The organism is Streptomyces sp. NPDC127097 (assembly GCF_042724075.1).
GTDB lineage: Bacteria > Actinomycetota > Actinomycetes > Streptomycetales > Streptomycetaceae > Streptomyces.
The window spans coordinates 1-20891 of the sequence record NZ_JBHXFI010000032.1 but is presented as its reverse complement, the minus strand read 5'-3'; the positions used below and the strand labels follow the sequence as shown (position 1 = coordinate 20891).

The window sequence follows — 20891 nt, the reverse complement described above, 5'->3', positions numbered from 1 at the left end:
TGACACGATCCGGATCGCACCCGGATCGGATAGTGACGTTTCACGTGAAACGGCGTGAGATCTTCCGGGCCTGGCCGTGGCCGAGCACGGTCCTCAGACCTCGCGCCCCGGTCGGCGTCAGTCGCCGAACTTCACCGGACGGTAGGGCTTGAACTCGGCGTCGCCGCCGGGCAGACCGTAGGTCAGCGTCCGGTGGTCGGTGCCGTGGTCGCCGCGCTGCTCATAGGCGGTGTACGAGGTGTGGGCGTCGTTGTTCCACTTCTCGAAGATCACCACATGGCGGGTGTTGTTGTCGCCGGAGGCGTCGATGAGCAGGTCACCGGGCTTGAGTTCCCCGAGCGAGACGGGCCGGGTGAGGCCGCGGTCGGTGGCCAGCCCCACGGTGTTGGTGCCGGGCGTCGGCAACCCGAGCGCCATCGACACATAGCCCGAGCAGTCCTGGCGGTAGCTGTCCTTCCAGACCTTGGCCTGGCTGTACGGGACCTGGGCGCCATTGTTGGCGGTCAGCCAGGTGGCGGCGCGGTTCAGCATCTCCTCCCGCGAACCGCCGGGCTGCGGCTGCGGCTGCCCACCGCCGCCCTGGACCGGCACGCCCGGCAGCCGGTCCTGCGGGACGTCCACCGCGACCACGCTGAGGAAGCCGCTGACCGGCCCGGTGAGGTGTGCCATGAATGTGGAGCAGGAGCTGCCTTCGCAGACCTTGCGGCCGGTGTCGACCTGGTAGTCGGCGGTGATCCGGTCCTGGCCCGGCGCCGTCTTGTTGATCATTCCGACGGCGGGGGAGCCGGTGTCCGCGGTGGCGTGCACCACCCAACGGGTGCCCCACGTGGGGAAGTCGGCGGCGGCCGGCCGTACGGAGCCGGCACGGGCGGAGCCGTCGTGGGAGAGCCCGGTGGCGGTCGTGGACTGCCCGCCGGTGGTCGCGCTGCCCACGTCACTGCCGTGGGCGAGCCCCGCGAACCCGGTGACGCCGATGCCGGCCGCGGCCACCGTGGGCAGGACCCTGCGCCACACGGTCCTGCGGAACGGGGCCCGCCGACGCGTCGTGCGGGCGGGGGTCTGGTCCGTGGGGGTGGTGGTCTCCGCCGGGTGCGTGCTGCTGTGCTCGTACATGCCGATTCCCCTCCGTTTAGGGCCGGTTGGCCGGTCGGTGCGCCGCCGGACGGTCGTGCTCACGGCGGCGGAGACCATCGTGGAGCGGGGCATCGTGGCGGCCCGGAGGTTCCTCGTCCCCTGGGATGTCCCGGCCGTACGCACGGCTGTGACCTGCAAAGACGTCAGGAGCACGGGACAGGACGGGGCGCGGGACGAGACATGACGGGACAGCGGACGGCGGACAACGAAAAGGGCGCCCGCTGGGGGATGCGGGCGCCCTGGTTCAAGGGGGCTCTGCGGCCGGTCTCCTCAGCCCGCGTCAGACGGCTGACGGTCTGTCGGGCACCGGGTCACGGCTCGCGGAGCGCGGAGTGACGTGTCACCGGCCGGGGGTCACCACGCCGTCGCGGCGCTCATGTCCGACTGCCAGTAGGTCACCCAGGCGCTGTCGTCGAGGTACACGGAGCCGCCGGGCAGTGCCACCGTCCTCGAGCCGCCGATGCTGCCCTTGCCGTCGCGGCCGGGGAGGCTGACGGACAGCGAGGTCATGGTGTGGCCGTTCGTGCCGGAACCATCGGCGGACGAGGTCTTCACAGCGGCGTAGCCGGACTGACCGGGGGCGAGGGTGACCACGGACTGCGGCTTGCTGTCCGGCAGTTCGGCGAGCGGGCTCTGGGCCTCGTCGAAGCGCAGGTAGGGGGAGTAGTAGAGGTCGCAGGTGGCGCCGGAGGTGTTGGTGGCTTCCAGCAGCAGATGGTTGACCGGCCGCTTCAGCGGCTTGGCGACGATCTGGATCTTCGCGGCGTCGCAGGCGGTGTGCCGGATGCCGGAGGTGTCGCCGCTCTTGCCCGCCTTGCCGGTGCTCGCCCCACTGCCGTTCGCCCTGGTGCCGCTGTCCCCCGTGCCGTTCGCTCCGGCCCCCGCACCGGAGCCGCCGTGCCGGGCCGAGGTCTGCTCCGCGCGGCCGCCGTCGGGCCGGGGACCGCCCTGGGGGCCGCCGTCGCCCTTCGCCACCGTTTCCTCGGCGACCTGCGGCGTCGGGTTGTACGGCTTGGCGGCGCCGGTCTGGAGCGGGTTGTCCTGGCCGCCGCAGGCGGTGAGCGTGAGCGCGGCGACGGCGGTGAGTCCCGCCGCGGCGACCCGCAGCGTACGGCGGCGGACCGCACGGGACGGCCGGGAGGCGCCGGTCTCGATGACGGTCTCGGAGCGGTGGTGGCTGCGCGGCATTCCGGTCTCCCCCGGTCGGTGGCCCGTGCCGCGCCGGCGCTACGCCCTGCGGTCTGGCCTGTGGTCTGTCCTGCGGTGTGACCACCACCTTGCCGCCCGCCGCTGGCGTGCCACTAACGTGCGCCTAACGTGCCCGCACAGGCGCGGCCACCGGCTCAGCCGCGCCCGTCGCTCCCCTTGCTTCCGTCACCCGTACCGTGCTTGCCCCCTTCGCCGCTCTCCCCGCGCTCGTCCCGTGCGAACAGCTGCGTCAGCGTGCTGATCGTGTAGACATCGGTGGCCTCCTCGTCCACCAGATGCATCTCCGCGAGCCGGTCCAGGCCGTCCTGGGTGCGCTCCGGGTCGTAGCCGGCGAGCGCCGCCGCCAGCGACGCGTTGAGGTGTCCGTCCGCGCTGGTCGCGAGCGCGCTGAGCAACCGTGCGTCGTCGGCCGACAGCCGGGCGACGGACATCCGCAGGGCCGCCGCGATGCCGGTGTCCTCCGCGGACAGCAGCGCCAGCCGCCGGCGTTCGTCCCGCAGCGCCGCGGCCAGCCGGGCCAGCCGCCAGCGCGGCCGGGCGGTCAGCTGGGCGGCCGCGGCCCGCAGCGCCAGCGGCAGCCCGTCGCACAGATCGACCAGCTCACGTGCGGCTGCCGGGTCCTCGGCGACCCGCTCCGGGCCGAGCATGGCACCGAGCAGCGCCGCGCCCTCCTCGTGGCCGAGCGTCTGGAGGCCGACCGGCCGGGCGCAGTCGGTGGCGACCAGCCCGTCGAGACGGCTGCGGCTGGTGACGACCGTGGCGCAGTGTGGGCCGCCGGGCAGCAGCGGCCGTACCTGCGCCGAGCTGCGCGCATTGTCGAGGACGACCAGCAGCCGGCGCTCCGCGACCAGCGACCGGAACAGCGCGGACGCGGCCTGCGCCGAACCGGGCACCCGCTCCGGCGGTGTGCCGAGCGCCAGCAGGAAGTCGCGCAGGATCTCGGCCGGCGGTGCCTCGTCGCCCTCGCCGAAGCCGCGCAGATCGGCGAAGAGCTGGCCGTCGGGGAAGGATCCGGCACGCAGATGTGCCCACTGCACGGCGCAGGCGGTCTTGCCGACACCGGCCGGTCCCGCCACGACCGCGAGTGGGCTCTCCCCGGTCCCACCGTCCGTCAGCACGGCCGTCAGGGCAGCGAGTTCCTGCTCCCGTCCCAGGAAGCGGGCCGGCGCCCGGGGAAGCAGCCGCGGTGCCGCACCGGCCCGTCCCGAGCCGGACCCGGCACGGGCGCCGTCCGTCCGCGCCCCGTCGCCGCCCGGCACGGCCTCGCCGCTACGCGCGTCCACCGCGCCGGTGGCGTCCGGTACGGGTCCCCGTTCCGCGCCCGCAACGGGCCTCGGCCCACGGTCCGCCGCGGAACGGCTTCCTCCGGGAGCCCCGGCGGAAGCCGCACCCGCCGCTCGCGCCCCGCCCGCCGGCTCGGCCCGTCCCCCGCCGGCCGCCTCCGCGCGCAGAATCTCCTCGTAGGCGCCGCGCAGCCGCTCGCCGGGATCGACGCCCAGCTCCTCGTTGAGCAGCCGGCGGGTGCGGTGGAACCACTCCAGCGCATCGGACTGCCGTCCCGTACGGAACAGTGCCCGCATCAGCCCGGCGATCAGGCCCTCCCGCAGCGGGTTGTTGACGGCCGCGGAGTAGAGGATGGCCGCGGCCTGTTCGTGCTCGCCGAGCGCGCCGTGCGCCCGCCCCAGCGCCTCCACGGCCGTCAGCCGCCGCTCCTCCAGTGCATGGGCGGCGGCCGCGAACGGCGGGCTGGTGACCGTGCCGGTCAGCGCGGGCCCGTGCCACAGGCCGAGCGCCTCGCGCAGCAGGGGAACGGCATCGCCCGGTGCTGCCTCGGGGCGCGCCAGCGCCACCAGCTCACCGAACCGGTGAGCGTCGATCAGCTCCTCCGGCAGCCGCAGGAGATAGGCCGAGCCGTGCGTGGTCAGCTCGATGCCGTACGCCTCCGCACCGCCCTCGGCGAGCGTGGCGCGCAGCCGCGAGACATGCCCCTGGACGACCGTACGGGCGTGTTCGGGTGGCTCGTCCTCCCACAGGGAGTCGATCAACTGCTCCAGTGGGACGGTGGTGTTGGGCTGCAACAGCAGCAGCGCCAGCACACTGCGCCGCTTGGCGGGCCCGAGCGACAGCTCCGCGGAGCCGGTCGTCACGGCGATCGGGCCGAGCAGTGAGAACTCCAACTCAGCCCTCCAGGAAGGCCGTCAGGGCGTTCGCCAGCAGATACGGGTCCTCGGCGCCGCACAGCTCACGCGCCGAGTGCATGGACAGGATGGCCACGCCGATGTCGACCGTCGAGATGCCGTGCCGGGCCGCGGTGATCGGCCCGATGGTGGTCCCGCACGGCATCGAGTTGTTGGACACGAAGCTCTGCCACGGGACCCCGGCCCGCTCGCAGGCCGCCGCGAAGACGGCCCGTCCGCTGCCGTCCGTGGCATAGCGCTGATTGACGTTGACCTTGAGGATCGGTCCCCCATTGGGCATCGGAAGGTGGCCCGGGTCGTGCCGCTCACCGTAGTTGGGGTGCACGGCGTGCCCGGTGTCGGACGACAGGCAGAGGGTGCCGGCGAAGGCCCGCGCCCGGTCCTCGTACGAGCCGCCGCGGGCGAAGACCGAGCGCTCCAGGACCGTGCCGAGCAGCGGGCCGTCCGCGCCGGTGTCGGACTGGCTGCCGTTCTCCTCGTGGTCGAAGGCGGCCAGCACCGGAATGCTGCTCAGGGCGCTCCCGGCGGCCGCCGCGGCGGTGAGCGCGGCGGTACCGGCGTGCACGGAGAGCAGGTTGTCCATCCGCGGGCCGGCCACCAGCTCGCGGTCGCGGCCCAGGTAGGCGGGTGGTTCGATGCTGTGGACCATCAGATCCCAGCCCTTGATGTCGTCGGCCGGCACACCGGTCTCCTCGGCGACGAAGGAGATCAGACCACCCTCGGCCACCTCGCCCAGGCCCCAGATCGGCGTCATGTGGCGCTGCTTGTCCAGCTTCAGGCCCTCGGAGTTCACCGAGCGGTCGAGGTGCACGGCCAGCTGTGGCACCCGGAGCAGTGCCCGGTCGATATGGACGAGCCGATGGCTGCCGTCGGCCAGCGTCACCCGCCCGCTCAGCCCCAGATCGCGGTCGAGCCAGGTGTTGAGCAGGGTGCCGCCGTAGATCTCCACGGCGATCTGCCGCCAGCCGCGGGCGCCGGTGTCCGGAATCGGTTTGATCCGCAGATTGGGAGAGTCGGTGTGAGCCCCCACAATTCGGTACGGAGTGGCCGCGTTCGCGCCCTCGGGCACGAACCAGGCGATGAGCGCCCCGCCGCGCAGCACGTACTTGCCGCCGCTCTCGCCGTCCCACGCGTCGACCTCGGCGACCTGCCGGAAACCGGCCTTCTCCAGCCGCTCCGCCGCATTTGCCACTGCGTGGTAGGGCGACGGACTGGCGGCGAGATAGGTCATCAGGTCGTCGGTATGGCCGCGATCGAAGCGGGCGGAGTTGGTCATGGATTCAGCATAAGGAGCCGGACCCCCCATTCCCGGTGCGCATGCGGCGCGACTGCGCACCCTTCCGGCCAGGATTTCTGCATTCCGGGCCGGGAAGCGTTGCGGAGTGGTGGATTCCGGGTGTAACGGGCCGGGGTCCCGGCATACGGAAGCGCGCCCGCTGCGATGTCCTGGCATTCGGCTCACTTCCCCGGACACGACAGAGCCCGCCTCTCCGGGGGAAGAGAGGCGGGCCCCGTCAGTCTGAACGGTCAATCTGAGAGACCTCTAAGAGAAACGCCGCAGCCGGGCCGCGGAATTCCCTCTCAGAACGCGGCTTCGTCGAGCTCCATCAGCGACTGGTCGACGGACTCGGCCAGACCGCGCTGGACGCCGACGCCCGGCAGGACGTTGTGCGCGAAGAACTTCGCCGCGGCGATCTTGCCGGTGTAGAAGGGCACATCCTTGGCAGGCACAGCCTTCGCCGGGGCGCCGGCCAGCTTCTCGGCGGCCACGGCCGCACCCTTGAGGAGCAGGTAGCCGATGACGACATCGCCGGAGGCCATCAGCACGCGGGTGGTGTTCAGGCCGACCTTGTAGATGGACTTGACGTCCTTCTCGGTCGCGGCGAGATCGGTCAGCATGGCGCCGACTATCGCCTCCAGGTCGGCGGCCGCCTTGGCCAGCTCGCCGCGGGCCTGCTCCAGCTCCTCGCCGCCGGTGTTGTCGGCGAGGAACTTCTTGATCTCGTCGGAGAGCGCGGTGAGCGCCTGGCCCTGGTCGCGGACGATCTTCCGGAAGAAGAAGTCCTGGCCCTGGATCGCGGTGGTGCCCTCGTAGAGGGTGTCGATCTTGGCGTCCCGGATGTACTGCTCGATCGGGTATTCCTGGAGGTAGCCGGAGCCACCGAAGGTCTGGAGCGACTGCGCCAGCTGCTCGTAGGACTTCTCCGAGCCGTAGCCCTTCACGATCGGCAGCAGCAGGTCGTTGAGGCGGATCGCGGCGCTCGCGTCCTCGCCCGCGGCCTCCTTGACGATGATCTCGTCCTGGACCGTGGCGGTGTAGAGCACCAGGGCGCGCATGCCCTCGGCGTACGCCTTCTGCGTCATCAGCGAGCGGCGCACATCGGGGTGGTGGGTGATGGTGACGCGCGGCGCGGTCTTGTCGGTGAAGGCCGCCAGGTCCGGGCCCTGCACGCGCTCCTTGGCGTACTCCAGCGCGTTGAGGTAGCCGGTGGAGAGGGTGGCGATGGCCTTCGTGCCGACCATCATCCGCGCGAACTCGATGATCTTGAACATCTGGCGGATGCCGTCGTGCTTCTCACCGAGCAGCCAGCCCTTGGCCGGGTGGTTGGCGCCGAAGGTCATCTCGCAGGTGTTGGACGCCTTGAGGCCCATCTTGTGCTCGACGTTGGTGGCGTAGGCGCCGTTGCGCTCGCCCAGCTCGCCGGTCTCCCAGTCGAAGTCGTACTTCGGCACGATGAAGAGCGACAGGCCCTTGGTGCCCGGACCGGCACCCTCGGGGCGGGCGAGGACGAAGTGCACGATGTTCTCGGACATGTCGTGCTCACCGGAGGTGATGAAGCGCTTGACGCCCTCGATGTGCCAGGTGCCGTCCGCCTGCTGCACGGCCTTGGTGCGGCCGGCGCCGACGTCCGAACCGGCGTCCGGCTCGGTGAGCACCATCGTGGAGCCCCACTGCTTGTCCACCATCAGCTGGGCTATGCGGTGCTGCTCCTCGGTGCCCTCCTCGTGGAGGACGCCGGCGAAGGCGGGGCCGGACGCGTACATCCACACGGCCGGGTTGGCGCCCAGGATGGTCTCGGCGAAGCCCCAGAGCAGGGAGCGGGGCGCGGTGGTGCCGCCGAGCTCCTCCGGGATGCCCAGCCGCCACCACTCGGCGTCCATGAACGCCTGGTAGCTCTTCTTGAAGGTGTCCGGAACCGGCGCGGTGTTGGTGTCCGGGTCGAAGACCGGGGGGTTGCGGTCGGCGTCGGCGAACGACTCGGCCAGCTCGTTCTCGGACAGCCGGGCGATCTCGGACAGCACGCTCTTGGCGGTGTCGACATCCATCTCCGCGAACGGTCCGGTGCCGTACACGCTGTCACGGCCGAGCACCTCGAAGAGGTTGAACTCGATGTCGCGGAGATTCGACTTGTAGTGCCCCATGGATACGGCTCCGTAAGGGTTCGGGAGGGAGGACCTCAAACGCAATACCAGCAAGTAGCAAGTACCTACGATGATGCTACCCACCGGTAATAAGAATCAACCCCTACCGCCCATCTGTGACGAGCGTCCCCCGGCGAATCGCCGACTCAGTACGCTGTGGCGCATGTACGGCTACGACCAGAACGCCGGTGCCGGGCAGCAGCAGTACGGAGCGCCCCCGCCGCAACAACCGGCCCCCGGGGGTTACGGCGAGCAGCCGCTGTATCCCGAGCCGTCCCCGCCCTCCCTCGCCGACGCGGTGCGCGCCTTCACTACCGGCTCGATGTCCGCCGAGGACTTCCAGGGCATCTTCTCCACGTCCAAGGTCTACTGCCCGCGTGGTGACAACCCAGGCTTCCTGGCGCTGCACAACACCCAGCAGCCGGTGATCCCGATGTTCACCTCGCTCAAGGAGCTGCGGCGGTACGCGGGCAAGGAGTCCAAGTACTTCGTGATCACCGGCGCCGAGGTGCTCGACCTGCTGCCGACCGGCTACGGGTTCGTCCTCGACATGGAGGGCGACCACCGGATGGTCTTCGACGCGAAGGCCGTGGAGCAGATGGTCGACTTCGCGATGCGGCGGATGTACGGCTAGCCGTCCCGGCATGCGGCGGGGGACCGCCGCTGCCGCGGTCGAGTCACGGGCCGGTCCCTCCGAGGGGCCGGCCCGAAGTGTGTCGGGGGCGCACCGGAACCCTCTCGACCTGGGGAAATGCGGCCGGGAATGCCGTGGGCCTTGCGGGTTGTTCACTGTTCAACTAAGTTTTTAGTGACCGAGGAGGCCGTCATGCCCGCAGTGACCGTTGAGAATCCGCTGACCCTGCCGCGTGTGGCGGCGCCCGTCGCGGCGCACGCCCGTCCCGTGCTGGCCGTAGCCACCGCTCCGAGCGGATTCGAGGGCGAGGGGTTCCCGGTGCGCCGTGCGTTCGCCGGGATCGACTACAAGCACCTCGACCCGTTCATCATGATGGACCAGATGGGCGAGGTGGAGTACGCGCCGGGAGAGCCCAAGGGCACGCCCTGGCACCCGCACCGGGGCTTCGAGACCGTGACGTATCTGATCGACGGCACCTTTGTGCACCGTGACTCGCACGGCGGCGGTGGCGTCATCAACGACGGTGACACCCAGTGGATGACGGCCGGTTCGGGGCTGCTGCACATCGAGGCGCCGCCGGAGTCGCTGGTCATGTCCGGTGGTCTCTTCCACGGCCTCCAGCTGTGGGTGAACCTGCCGAAGAGCGACAAGATGATGGCCCCCCGCTACCAGGACATCGGTGGCGGCAACGTCAAGCTGCTGACCTCGGCCGACGGTGGCGCGCTGCTGCGGCTGATCGCCGGTGACCTCGACGGCCACCAGGGGCCGGGCGTCACGCATACGCCGATCACGATGATGCATGTGACGGTGAACCCGGGCGCCGAGCTGACCCTGCCCTGGCGGAAGGATTTCAACGCCCTCGGCTACGCCCTGGCCGGACGCGGTACGGCCGGTGCGGAGGGGCGCCCGTTCCGCATGGGGCAGGCGGTCGTGTTCGGGAGCGGAGACTCGCTCACGATCCGGGCGGACGAGTCCCAGGAGTCGCGCAGCCCGAACTTCGAGGTGGTGCTGCTGGGCGGGCTGCCGATCCGCGAGCCGATGATGCATTACGGCCCGTTCGTGATGAACACCCACGCCGAACTGGCGCAGGCCGTCGAGGACTTCCAGGCCGGCCGGCTCGGCACGATCCCCGCCGGCGAGCGCTGACGCCACCTCGGCAGCCGGGCGGCGTTTCACGTGAAACGCCGCCCCCGGCGTCTTCCCGGAGCCGCCCCGGGCCTGCCGCCATGGTGGACTGTCCGGGTGCGAAACGACTCGGACGAGAACCGGCCCGGCGCCAAGGGTGAACGGCCGCAGCCTTCCAGCCCGTTGCTGCCGATCGAGGCCCGCCGTGCCGCGGCCTGGTGTCTGGTGGCGCTGCTGATCGCGGCCGTGCTGGCCCTCGGGGTATGGCTGTGCGTCGAACTGAGCGCGGCCGTGACGCCCGTACTGCTGGCGCTGCTCGGCAGCGGGCTGCTCGGGCCGCTCTACCGGCGGCTGGTGGCGATGAAGCTCAACCGTTCCCTGGCGGCCGGACTGACCTGCGCGGTCCTCGTGGTGGTGGTCGGCGGCGCCGGATACATCGTCGTGAGCGCGCTGGTCGACACCGGGGACCAGATCATCGCCTCGCTCAGGAACGCCGCCCGGGACCTCTCCCAGCACTTCGGAGCGGCCGGTACCTCACTCGACGATCTCGCCGCCAAGTCCAAGGAGCTGGTCGCCAAGTTCGGCGGCACCGCGGCCTCCGGGCTGCTGGCCGGCGTCAGCGTCGTCGGCCAGTTCCTCGCCGCCTCGGTGTTGGCCCTGCTGCTGACGTTCTTCTTCCTGCGCGACTCCGACAAGGCGGTACGCGCCCTGCGGGACTGGGCGCCCGGCACCTCGGCACCGCAGCTGGAGCGGATGGCCCGCCGCGGCTTCCAGAGCATCGAGGGCTTTATGCGCGGGACCACCTTCATCGCGCTGATCGACGCCATCTGCATCACCGTCGGACTGCTGATCCTTCAGGTGCCGGGCGCCGTCGGACTGGGCGCGCTGGTCTTCGTCGGGGCCTATATCCCCTACTTCGGCGCCTTCATCTCCGGCGCGGTGGCGATCCTGGTGGCACTGGCCGACCGCGGCTTCGTGATCGCGCTGTGGGCGCTCGGCGTCGTCCTGGCCGTGCAGGTGCTGGAGGGGCACGTACTCCAGCCGATGATCCAGAGCCGTACGGTCCAGATGCATCCGGCGACCGTGATGCTGGCGATCACCGCGGGCGCCAGCGTCGCCGGCATCCTCGGCATGCTGCTGTCCGTACCGCTGACCGCCGCCGCGACCGGCGTGCTCCACGAGCTACGGGTGCACTACGCCGCGGGCTCGGACTCCGACGACAGCGGGCCCGCCGCCTCCGCCGCCTCCTCGTAGAGCTCGAACCACGTCGACTTGCCGTCCCCGCGCGGATCCACGCCCCACGCCCCGGCCAGCAGCTCCAGCAGCATCAGACCGCGCCCCGACGACGCCAGTTCGCCGGGGCTGCGGCGGTGCGGCAGCTCATCGCTGCTGTCGGCGACATCGACGCGGATACGCCGGGCGCCCCGCTCACCGGTGATCTCGGCGACCAGCACGGCATCCCCGTCGGTGTGCAGCAGGACATTGGTGACCATCTCCGAGACCATCAGCACCGCCGAGTCCACCTGGTCCGGGTCGGCCCAGTCGTGCAGCACGTCCCGGACCTGCCGGCGGGCCTCGGCTATCCGCTCCGGCTCGGCCTGGGCGATGGACAGCACGGTGCGCCGGACGGGCCGCGGCGTCAGCAGGCCGCCGGTGCCGACCGCGCAGCCGGCGCCCTCGCGGCGCAGCAGCAGTACGGCGATGTCGTCCTCGCGGCGGTCCACCAGGGGCCCGGTGGTGTGGTGCGACGGCGGCCCGTGCACGGCCTGGACCAGCGCGTCGGCCAGCCGCTCCAGACTCTCGCCGTCCTCGTCGGCCTGCCATGCCTCCAGGACGTCGCGCAGCCGCGCCCAGCCGGTCTCCAGATCGTGGCCGCCGGTCTCGATCAGCCCGTCGGTGCACACCATCATGGTCTCGCCGGGCTCCAGGACGAGCCGGGTGGTGGGGTAGTCGGCGTCCGGGACGATGCCCAGCGGCAGCCCGCCCGCGGTGGGCCGGACCAGCATCGTGCCGTCGCTCATCCGGATCGCCGGATCGGGGTGGCCGGCCCGCGCGATGTCCAGCAGCCCCGTCGCCGGATCCACCTCGATGTAGAGGCAGGTCGCGAAGCGCTGGTCCGCGCCGTCGCCGCGGAGTTCGGTCTCATTGATCCCGGCCAGGAAGCGGGAGGCGCGGGAGAGCACCGCATCGGGGTGATGGCCCTCGGACGCGTAGGCCCGCAGCGCGATCCGCAGCTGCCCCATCAGGCCCGCGGCCCGTACGTCGTGCCCCTGGACATCCCCGATGACCAGCGCGATCCGGCCGGACGGCAGCGGGATCATGTCGTACCAGTCGCCGCCGACCTCCAGCCCGCCGCCGGTCGGGACGTAGCGGGCCGCGACCGTCATCCCCGGGATGTCCGGCTGCACCGTCGGCATCATGCTGCGCTGGAGCCCCAGCGCCAGTTCCTGCTGTTCCTCCTGCATACCGGCCCGGGCCAGCGCCTGGGCCAGCATCCGGGCGACGGTGGTCAGCACCGAGCGCTCATCGGGGGTGAACGCCACCGGCTGGGCGAACGCCGCCATCCAGGCGCCGATCGTCCGGCCCGCGTTCACCAGCGGCAGGAACGCCCAGGACGTCCGGCGGAAGCGGGCGGCCAGCGGCCAGGTGGCGGGGTAGCGGCGGCGGTAGTCCTCCGGGGTGGGCAGATAGCTGGCCCGGCCGGTGCGGACGACCTCGGCGGCCGGGTGGTCGGCCGTCAGCGGCATGTCGGCGAACGGCCGCTCATCGCCGGACGCGTAGCCGTGCTGGCCGATGACCGGCAGCCGGTCGCCCTCGATGCCGAAGACCGCCAGCCCGTCCGGCATGAACCCCGGCATGGACAGCCCGGCCGCGACCCGCAGCACCTCGGCGGTGGACCGTGCCTCGGCCAGCGCCCGGCCCGCGTCCAGCAGAAACGCCTCACGGGAGCGGCGCCAGTCGCCGGTTATCGGGGTGTGCGCGGCGGAGGTCCCGGGCTGCGGTTCGGGCACCTCCTGGAGGGTGCCGACCAGCTCGAAGTCGCCGTCGACGATCCGGGGGCGGGAGCGGGAGCGGACGATGCGCTGCACCCGCCCGTGCTCGTCCACGATGCGCAGCCGCGCCTCGGCGAGCGTCCGCTCGGCGACCGCGAGCTGCACGATCCCGTTGATCTCGGCGAAGTCGACGGGATGAAAACGGGAGCGCACCGCGGCCTGGGTCAGTTCCGCCGGTGCGGCGGGCAGCCCGAGCAGCCGGGCCGCTTCGGCGTCGAGGGTCACCCGTCCCGATGCGTGGTCCCAGCGCCACAGGCCGGTCGCGATGGCGGCCAGGAGATCCTCGGTGCGCATTGCCTCACTTTAGGTGTGTTTGGCGGCACCCCACCAGCGAGCCGGAACGTGACCATCGTCCCAGTCGGGAGGCATCGGGCCGGTCCCCACGGCGCTGATGCGTATATGTCAACGAAGGCGTGCGGGCCGGGACGGTAACCTGGAGCGGTTATGTCAATCCTGGGGTGGCCTTTCGGGTGATCCACGGGGAGAGCGACCGGGCGGCAGAGCCCGTACTCCTTTTCCTCTCCCTCTCCCGACAACTCCTCACCTCGACACTCGCGACGACTTGGATGAGCGATGCATCGGTACCGGTCCCATAACTGCGGCGAGCTCCGAGCCACGGACGTCGACACCGACGTCCGCCTCAGCGGCTGGCTGCACAATCGACGTGACCTGGGCGGCATCCTCTTCATCGATCTGCGTGACCACTACGGTCTGGTCCAGCTCGTCGCCCGCCCCGGTACGCCGGCCAACGAGGCCCTCGGCTCGCTGACCAAGGAGACCGTCGTCCGCATCGACGGCAAGGTCAGCGCGCGCGGTGCCGACAACGTCAACCCCGACCTGCCGACCGGCGAGATCGAGATCGAGGTCTCTGAGGTCGAGGTGCTCGGCGCCGCCGACCAGATCCCCTTCACGATCAACGCGGACGACGGCGTCAACGAGGAGAAGCGCCTCGAATACCGCTTCCTCGACCTGCGCCGCGAGCGGATGCACCGCAACATCATGCTGCGCACTGCGGTCATCTCCGCCATCCGTCACAAGATGGTGGCCCTCGGCTTCAACGAGATGGCGACCCCGATCCTGTCCGCGACCTCCCCCGAGGGCGCCCGCGACTTCCTGGTCCCCTCCCGTCTGCACCCCGGCAAGTTCTATGCGCTGCCGCAGGCCCCGCAGCAGTTCAAGCAGCTGCTGATGATCGCCGGATTCGACCGCTACTTCCAGATCGCGCCCTGCTTCCGCGACGAGGACGCCCGCGCGGACCGCTCGCCGGGCGAGTTCTACCAGCTCGACGTCGAGATGAGCTTCGTCGAGCAGGAGGATGTCTTCCAGCCCGTCGAGAAGCTGATGACCGAACTCTTCACGGAGTTCGGCAACGGCCGCACGGTCACCTCCCCGTTCCCGCGCATCCCGTTCCGCGAGGCGATGCTCAAGTACGGCTCCGACAAGCCGGACCTTCGCGCCGAGCTGGAGCTGGTGGATGTCTCCGACGTCTTCGCCGGCTCCGGCTTCAAGGCTTTCGCCGACAAGCACGTCCGTGCCCTGGCCGTGCCGGACACCGCCGACCAGCCGCGCAAGTTCTTCGACCAGCTGGGCGACTTCGCCGTCCAGCAGGGCGCCAAGGGCCTGGCCTGGGTCCGCGTCGGCGAGGACAACGCCCTCACCGGCCCGATCGCCAAGTTCCTCACCGAGGACGACATCAAGTCGCTGGTCGTCGCCCTGGACCTCAAGCCCGGCCACGCCGTCTTCTTCGGCGCCGGTGAGTTCGACGAGGTCTCCAAGATCATGGGCGCGGTCCGCGTCGAGGTCGCCAAGCGCGCCGGCCACTTCGTCGAGGACGAGTTCCGGTTCTGCTGGATCGTCGACTTCCCGATGTTCGAGAAGGACGAGGACACCGGCAAGATCGAGTTCTCGCACAACCCGTTCTCCATGCCGCAGGGCGGCCTGGAGGCGCTGGAGACCAAGGACCCGCTGGACATCCTGGCCTGGCAGTACGACATCGTCTGCAACGGCACCGAGCTGTCCTCGGGCGCGATTCGTAACCACGAGCCCGAGGTCATGTACAAGGCTTTCGCGATCGCCGGCTACGACAAGGAGACGGTCGAGGCCGAGTTCGGCGGCATGCTCCGGGCCTTCAAGTTCGGCGCCCCGCCGCACGGTGGCATCGCCCCCGGCGTCGACCGCATCGTCATGCTGCTGGCCGACGAGCCCAACATCCGCGAGACCATCGCCTTCCCGCTCAACGGCAACGCCCAGGACCTGCTGATGGGCGCCCCGAGCGAGGTCGAGGAGGCGCGTCTCAAGGAGCTGCACCTCTCCCTGCGCAAGCCGCCGGTGAAGTAGGCGCCGCTGACGGCAAGGGGCCTCGGACAGGCTGAGGGGCGGCGTTTCACGTGAAACGCCGCCCCGGCCCGTCCGGGGCCTCTGTGCTTGCCGAGCGGGCGTCGGCGGCCGGCCGTCCCGGCGCGGGAACGGGCGCCGGGTGGCGGCCCGGGTGCCCCGACCGCTCCACTCGTGTGGCCGGGCTCCGGCAGCGCCCGCACTGTGGTGCTCATGCAGCAAGCCAGCCTCCTCTCCGCTCCGGCCGGCCCGGGGCCGCGGGCCCGCGCGACGCGCTCCGTCGCGGCCCATGACCTGTGGTGGCTCACCGCCGTGGCCGCCGCCTTCACCGCCCTCCTGGTCTATGGCGCCCTGACCACCCCCGGCCTGGGATGGGACGAGACGGTCTACGTCAGCCAGGTCGACCGCCATACGCCGGCCGCGTTCTTCAGCGCCCCCCGCGCCCGCGGCGTCAGCTTCCTCCTCGCTCCGGCCGCGGTGCTCACGACCTCGGCCACCGTGCTGCACTGCTACCTGGCGGTGCTCTCCGGCGCCGGGCTCCTGATCAGCCTGTGCGTCTGGCGGCGACTGCTGCCCGCTCCCGTACCGGCGCTGGGCGGCGCGCTGTTCGCCGGTCTGTGGATCACGCTCTTCTACGGCCCACAGGCGATGCCCAACCTGTGGGTCGCCTACGCCGCGCTCGTCGCCACCGGCTGCTTTCTGCGCGCCGTACGGCAGCCGTCCCGGCAACTGGCCCCCCGCGGCGGCCGGAGCGCGGCGGCCGGACTCGGCGTCGCGGTGGCCGTGGCCGCGCTGATGCGCCCCACCGACGCCGTCTGGCTGGCCGTGCCGCTCTTCGCCGCGGCGCTGTGTGTCCCGTCCTGGCGGCGCCCCGCCGTGCTGCTGGCGCTGCCGGCCGGGCTGGTCCTGGGGTGCGCCGAGTGGGTCGCGGAGGCGTATCAGTCCTACGGCGGGCTCGTGGCACGGCTGCGGCAGGCCGGGCGGATCCAGGGCGGCCTGGGCTGGCATCTGTCCTTCGACGACCACGCCCGCTCGCTTCAGGGCAAGACGCTCTGCCGCCCCTGCCAGCTGGCCTGGGACCACCCGGTGACGGCGGTGTGGTGGTTCCTGCTGCCCCTGGCGGTCATCGGGGCGGTATGGGTGGCGCTGCGGGCCCGTGAGTCCGGTGCCGCGCTGCACCGGTACGGTCCGGCGTGGGCGTCCGCGGAGCGCGGCGGGGGGCCGCAGCCGCTCGGGCTGGCGCCGGTCCGGCCGGGCAGCCGTGAGCCCGTCGGCGAGCCGGACCGCCACGGCCCGGTGTGGCCCGCGGTGCGGCTGCGCGATCCGGTCGGTCCGCTGCACCGCAACGGACCGGCTCCGCTCGTCGTCCCGGCGCTGGCCGGCCTCTGCCTCGCCGCTCCCTACCTGCTGACGGTGAATTACGCCGCGCCGCGCTTCCTGTTGCCCGCCTACGCCCTGCTGCTGATGCCTGCCGCGTGGTTCCTGTACTGGCTGACCCGGCTGCCGCGCCGCCGGCACGCCTGGGCGGTGGCCGTCCTCGTCCTCACGCTGACCGGCCATGAGGCCATCCAGCTGGCGATCCTGCACAAGATGGTGCGGAGCACCGCGCGCGCCCAGACCGGTATCGGCCGGATCTCCGGGACGCTGAAAGCGGCCGGTCTGCGGCCGCCCTGTGTGGTGAGCGGCGAGGAGGCGGTACGGGTGGCGTACCAGGCGGGCTGTGCGTCCCGCCAGCCGCAGGGCCACGACGCCCGCATCACCCCCGCGGGCCTGGCCCGGCTGGCCGCGTCCCGGCCCGCCGCGGTCCTGGTCGACGGGCGCAAGCCGCCGGCCTACGCACGTGGCTGGCGCCCGGTCCCGCTGCCGCCGACGCCGGGCCTGAAGTCACTGCACGCCTTCGTATCCCCGCCGACCCGGCCCTGAGCCGTGGCGTCCGGGCCGTCGGGGCCCGCACATGCGGGCGCCCGCCCGGCCCGAGGGCCGGACGGGCGTGCAGGTGTGCTGTGCCGGCCGCGGAGACGTCCGCGGTCAGGCGGGGATCACTGCTCCGCGCCGCCGAAGCGCTCGCGGTATGCCGCCAGGTCGTCCTCGGTGATCTTCGCGAAGAGCACCGGCGGCACCGTGAAGGGAGTTCCGGCCGGCACCGAGGCCAGCGCCTTCGCCTCCTCCTGCGCGACCCACACCGCGGTGTCGTTCTCCAGCGCGAAGGCACCCCGCATCGCCTTGGCCGACGACGGGATGAACGGCTCGGAGACGATCGCGTACAGATGGATCAGGTTCATCGCCGTCCGCAGCGTCAGGGCCGCGGCGTCCTTGTCGGTCTTGATCTCCAGCCACGGGGCCTTCTCCTCCAGGTAGGAGTTGCCCGCGCTCCACAGGGCGCGCAGCGACGCCGCGGCCTTGCGGAACTGAAGGGCCTCCATGTGGCCCTCGTACTCCGCCAGCAGCCCGGCGATCTCCTCGCCCAGCTTCTGCTCCGCGGCCCCGGCCTCGGCGCCCGCGGGCACCTCGTCACCGAACCGCTTCCGGGAGAACGACAGCACCCGGTTGACGAAGTTGCCGAGGGTGTCCGCCAGGTCCTTGTTGACCGAGGACGCGAACAGCTCCCAGGTGAAGGAGGTGTCGTCGGACTCCGGGGCGTTGGCGATGAGGAAGTAGCGCCAGTAGTCGGCCGGCAGCAGCTCCAGCGCCGCGTCCGTGAAGATGCCGCGCCGCTGGGAGGTGGAGAACTTCCCGCCGTAGTAGTTGAGCCAGTTGAACGCCTTGAGGAAGTCGACCTTCTTCCACGGCTCGCGGGTCCCCAGCTGGGTCGCCGGGAACATCACGGAGTGGAACGGCACATTGTCCTTGGCCATGAACTCCGTGTACCGGACGTCCTCGGCCTCGTACCACCACGACTTCCAGTCGCGGTTCTCCGGGTCGACGTCCGCCCACTCCTTCGTCGAGCCGATGTACTCGATCGGCGCGTCGAACCAGACGTAGAAGACCTTGCCCTCGGCCGCCAGCTCGGGCCACACATCGGCCGGCACCGGAACGCCCCAGTCCAGGTCACGGGTGATCGCCCGGTCCTGGAGACCCTCGGTCAGCCACTTGTGCGCGATGGACGAGGCCAGCGTCGGCCATTCCTTGCTGCCGTTGCCTTCCAGCCAGCCCTCGACCTCGTGCTGAAGCTTCGACTGGAGCAGGAAGAGGTGCTTGGTCTCGCGCACCTCCAGGTCACCGCTGCCGCTGATCGCCGAGCGGGCGTCGATCAGGTCGGTCGGGTCGAGCACCCGGGTGCAGTTCTCGCACTGGTCGCCGCGCGCCTTGTCGTAGCCGCAGTGCGGGCACGTGCCGACGATGTAGCGGTCCGGCAGGAAGCGGTCGTCGGCGATCGAGAAGACCTGGCGGATCGCCCGCTCCTCGATGAATCCGTTCTCGTGCAGCTTGCGCGCGAAGTGCTGCGTCAGCTCCACGTTCTCCCGCGACGAGCTCCGGCCGAAGTAGTCGAATTCGAGGCCGAAGCCCTCGTAGATCGCCTTCTGCTTGTCGTGCTGCTCGGCGCAGAACGCGTCGACCGACTGGCCCGCGTCCTTCGCCGCCAGCTCGGCGGGGGTCCCGTGCTCGTCCGTCGCGCAGATGTAGAGGACATCGTGCCCGCGCTGCCGCATATACCGGGCATAGACGTCGGCCGGGAGCATGGACCCCACCATGTTGCCCAGGTGCTTGATCCCGTTGATATACGGAAGGGCGCTGGTGATGAGGTGTCGAGCCATTGCCGGCTGCTCCCAAGTCGCTACGGTGAGTGAGGATTTGCTTTACGGAACGTCAATATCGTACTGGACGGGGCAGGGGTGGCCGCGCGGGTATTTCGGCGCCGGACCGAGCCTGTGCTCACCCCCTCCGCCGACCGCCGCGGCCCGCGCTCACACCGCCGCGTCCGCCGACTCGGCGCCGTCCGCCGCCGGGGACCGGCCGGGCTTCGGCGCCCGGCCGTTGACCAGCAGACCGGCGACCAGCGCGGCGAGCAGCATGATCGCCGACGCCACCCCGATGGCCACGTTGAACCCGTGCACCACCCCGGCCTTGACGATCTGGTCCCGCACCGCCGGGGTGAGCCCGAGCCCGCCGCCCTTCCGGGCCGCGTCCGTCAGGTGATCCGCGATGAACACCGCACTCGCCGAGGTGGCGATGGTGTTCAGCAGCGCCGTACCGATCGAACCGCCCACCTGCTGCGCCGTGTTGACGGTCGCGGAGGTGACCCCGGAGTCGTGCGGGGCCACCCCGGACGTGGCCGTCGCCATCACCGGCATGAAGATCAGGCCCATGCCGAGCCCGACGAGCAGCATGGCCGGCAGCACATGCGACACATACGCGGGCTCGGCCGTCAGATACCGCAGGGTGAAGAGCCCCGTGGCGGCCAGCAGCGCGCCCGGGACCATCAGGAAGCGCGGCGGGATCCGGTGCAGCAGTCGCGCCGAGATCTGCGTCGAGCCGATCACGATCGCCGCCACCATCGGCAGGAAGGCCATCCCGGTCCGGACCGGTGAATAGCCGAGCACGGTCTGGAGGTAGTAGGTCATGAACAGGAACATCCCGAACATCGCGATGACCGCCAGCCCCATGGTCAGGAAGGCGCCGCCGCGATTCCGGTCCCGCACGATGTGCAACGGCAGGAGGGGATGCGGCGCCCGCGACTGCCACCAGCCGAAGGCGGCCAGCAGCGCCACCCCGCCCGCCAGCAGCCCGATGACCAGCCCGTCGCCCCACCCCCGTGGCTCCGCCTCGCTGCACCCGTACACGATCGCGACCAGGCCGCCGCAGCCCAGCGCCGCGCCCGGAATGTCCAGGTGTACCCGGCCCCGCTCCGGCTTGTCGTGCAGGAACACCGCCGCGCCCATGAAGGCGAGCGCCGCGATCGGCACGTTCACATACAGACACCAGCGCCAGTTCAGGTACTCGGTCAGCAGCCCGCCGGCGATCAGCCCGATGGCCGCGCCACCGCCCGCGATGGCGCCGTAGATCCCGAAAGCCTTGCTTCGCTCCTTCCCGATGGTGAACGTCGTGGTGAGCAGCGACAGCGCGGACGGCGCCAGCAGCGCCCCGAAGGCGCCCTGAAGCGCCCGCGCCCCGAACAGCAGCCCGGACCCGGTGGCCGCCCCGCCCAGCCCCGACGCGACCGCGAACCCGACCAGTCCGATCATGAACGTCTTCTTCCGTCCCACCAGGTCGGCGATCCGCCCGCCGAGCAGCAGCAGCCCGCCGAACGCCAGCGTGTACGCGGTGATCACCCACTGCCGGTTGGCGTCCGACATCCCCAGATCCCGCTGGGCCGACGGCAGGGCGATGTTCACGATGGTCGCGTCCAGCACCACCATCAGCTGCGCGATCGCAATCACCACGAGGCCCCACCAGCGCCGTGGATCGGGCTTCGCCGGTGCGGCCCAGCGGGGAGCAGTGGTCCTGGGAGGGGTAGCGGGTCCTCCCTCTTGGCTCGCGTCACTCATCACGGCCCGCCTCGCTCGGCTGGTACGGCCACCCGGCCACCCCGCCGCTCCGGCCCGGAGCAACCGGATCAAACGGGGCGCTTCACCCATTCAGCGTAGGGACGGGCGTGGGGCCTCGCCTCTTGTGGTGCGCGTCGGCGCCGGGGGCAGGGGCCACGCACACGACGACGGCCGCGGCCGGGCCCCTGGGAGCCCCGCCGCGGCCGGTGAGGTGTCGGGGGTGGTGGAGGCGAGGGCGGTAACCTGTGCTTGAGGACGCCGGCCGCGCGGGCCGCAGTGAGCCACTCCCGGAACA

13 protein-coding genes are annotated in these 20891 nt (G+C 71.4%); 5 read left to right on the top strand and 8 right to left on the bottom strand.

The features are described from left to right. Positions 1–117 precede the first annotated feature (117 nt). The 5 genes from ACFWJW_RS23305 to ACFWJW_RS23285 all read right to left on the bottom strand — a co-directional run bounded on the left by ACFWJW_RS23305 (position 118) and on the right by ACFWJW_RS23285 (position 7964). A complete protein-coding gene (locus tag ACFWJW_RS23305) occupies positions 118–1113 on the bottom strand; it encodes a hypothetical protein (RefSeq protein WP_387244571.1) in 996 nt (331 codons plus the stop codon). A gap of 375 nt (positions 1114–1488) precedes the next feature. Beyond that, entirely contained in the window at positions 1489–2322 is an 834-nt protein-coding gene (locus ACFWJW_RS23300; protein ID WP_387244568.1) for a DUF4232 domain-containing protein, read from the bottom strand. A 155-nt stretch (positions 2323–2477) separates the two neighbouring features. Continuing rightward, entirely contained in the window at positions 2478–4520 is a 2043-nt protein-coding gene (locus ACFWJW_RS23295; protein WP_387244565.1) for a BTAD domain-containing putative transcriptional regulator, read from the bottom strand. A 1-nt stretch (position 4521) separates the two neighbouring features. Next, a complete protein-coding gene (locus tag ACFWJW_RS23290; RefSeq protein ID WP_387244562.1) occupies positions 4522–5817 on the bottom strand; it encodes a M18 family aminopeptidase in 1296 nt (431 codons plus the stop codon). A gap of 305 nt (positions 5818–6122) precedes the next feature. Then, the gene (locus ACFWJW_RS23285) at positions 6123–7964 is read right to left on the bottom strand and encodes an acyl-CoA dehydrogenase (protein WP_387244560.1); all 1842 of its coding nucleotides are present in this window, start codon (positions 7962–7964) and stop codon (positions 6123–6125) included. Between the two features lie 163 nt (positions 7965–8127). Here ACFWJW_RS23285 and ACFWJW_RS23280 point away from each other — a divergent pair, with 163 nt between their 5' ends. From ACFWJW_RS23280 to ACFWJW_RS23270, 3 genes are all read left to right on the top strand, one after another. Beyond that, entirely contained in the window at positions 8128–8598 is a 471-nt protein-coding gene (locus tag ACFWJW_RS23280) for an SseB family protein (RefSeq protein WP_042151201.1), read from the top strand. Positions 8599–8790: 192 nt separating this feature from the next. Then, positions 8791–9744 carry a pirin family protein gene (locus tag ACFWJW_RS23275; protein WP_387244556.1) on the top strand — a complete coding sequence of 318 codons (954 nt, stop codon included), beginning with the start codon at positions 8791–8793 and terminating at the stop codon, positions 9742–9744. Positions 9745–9840: 96 nt separating this feature from the next. Next, complete coding sequence (locus ACFWJW_RS23270; RefSeq protein ID WP_387244553.1) at positions 9841–10977, top strand: AI-2E family transporter; 1137 nt, start codon at positions 9841–9843, stop codon at positions 10975–10977. Here ACFWJW_RS23270 and ACFWJW_RS23265 read toward each other — a convergent pair. Beyond that, the gene (locus ACFWJW_RS23265; RefSeq protein WP_387244550.1) at positions 10917–13070 is read right to left on the bottom strand and encodes a SpoIIE family protein phosphatase; all 2154 of its coding nucleotides are present in this window, start codon (positions 13068–13070) and stop codon (positions 10917–10919) included. The two genes, ACFWJW_RS23270 and ACFWJW_RS23265, sit on opposite strands and share 61 nt — an antisense overlap. Before the next feature lie 279 nt (positions 13071–13349). Here ACFWJW_RS23265 and aspS point away from each other — a divergent pair, with 279 nt between their 5' ends. Both aspS and ACFWJW_RS23255 read left to right on the top strand, forming a co-directional pair. After that, positions 13350–15113: an aspartate--tRNA ligase gene (gene aspS, locus ACFWJW_RS23260; protein ID WP_387244547.1), complete on the top strand. Its 1764-nt coding sequence runs from the start codon at positions 13350–13352 to the stop codon at positions 15111–15113. 210 nt (positions 15114–15323) lie between these two features. Then, positions 15324–17033: a hypothetical protein gene (locus ACFWJW_RS23255; protein WP_387244544.1), complete on the top strand. Its 1710-nt coding sequence runs from the start codon at positions 15324–15326 to the stop codon at positions 17031–17033. A 116-nt stretch (positions 17034–17149) separates the two neighbouring features. Here the strand turns inward: ACFWJW_RS23255 and metG are convergent, their stop codons facing one another. Both metG and ACFWJW_RS23245 read right to left on the bottom strand, forming a co-directional pair. Beyond that, the gene (gene metG / locus ACFWJW_RS23250; protein ID WP_387244541.1) at positions 17150–18865 is read right to left on the bottom strand and encodes a methionine--tRNA ligase; all 1716 of its coding nucleotides are present in this window, start codon (positions 18863–18865) and stop codon (positions 17150–17152) included. Positions 18866–19015: 150 nt separating this feature from the next. Then, the gene (locus tag ACFWJW_RS23245) at positions 19016–20596 is read right to left on the bottom strand and encodes an MFS transporter (protein ID WP_387244538.1); all 1581 of its coding nucleotides are present in this window, start codon (positions 20594–20596) and stop codon (positions 19016–19018) included. Between the last annotated feature and the right edge of the window lie 295 nt (positions 20597–20891).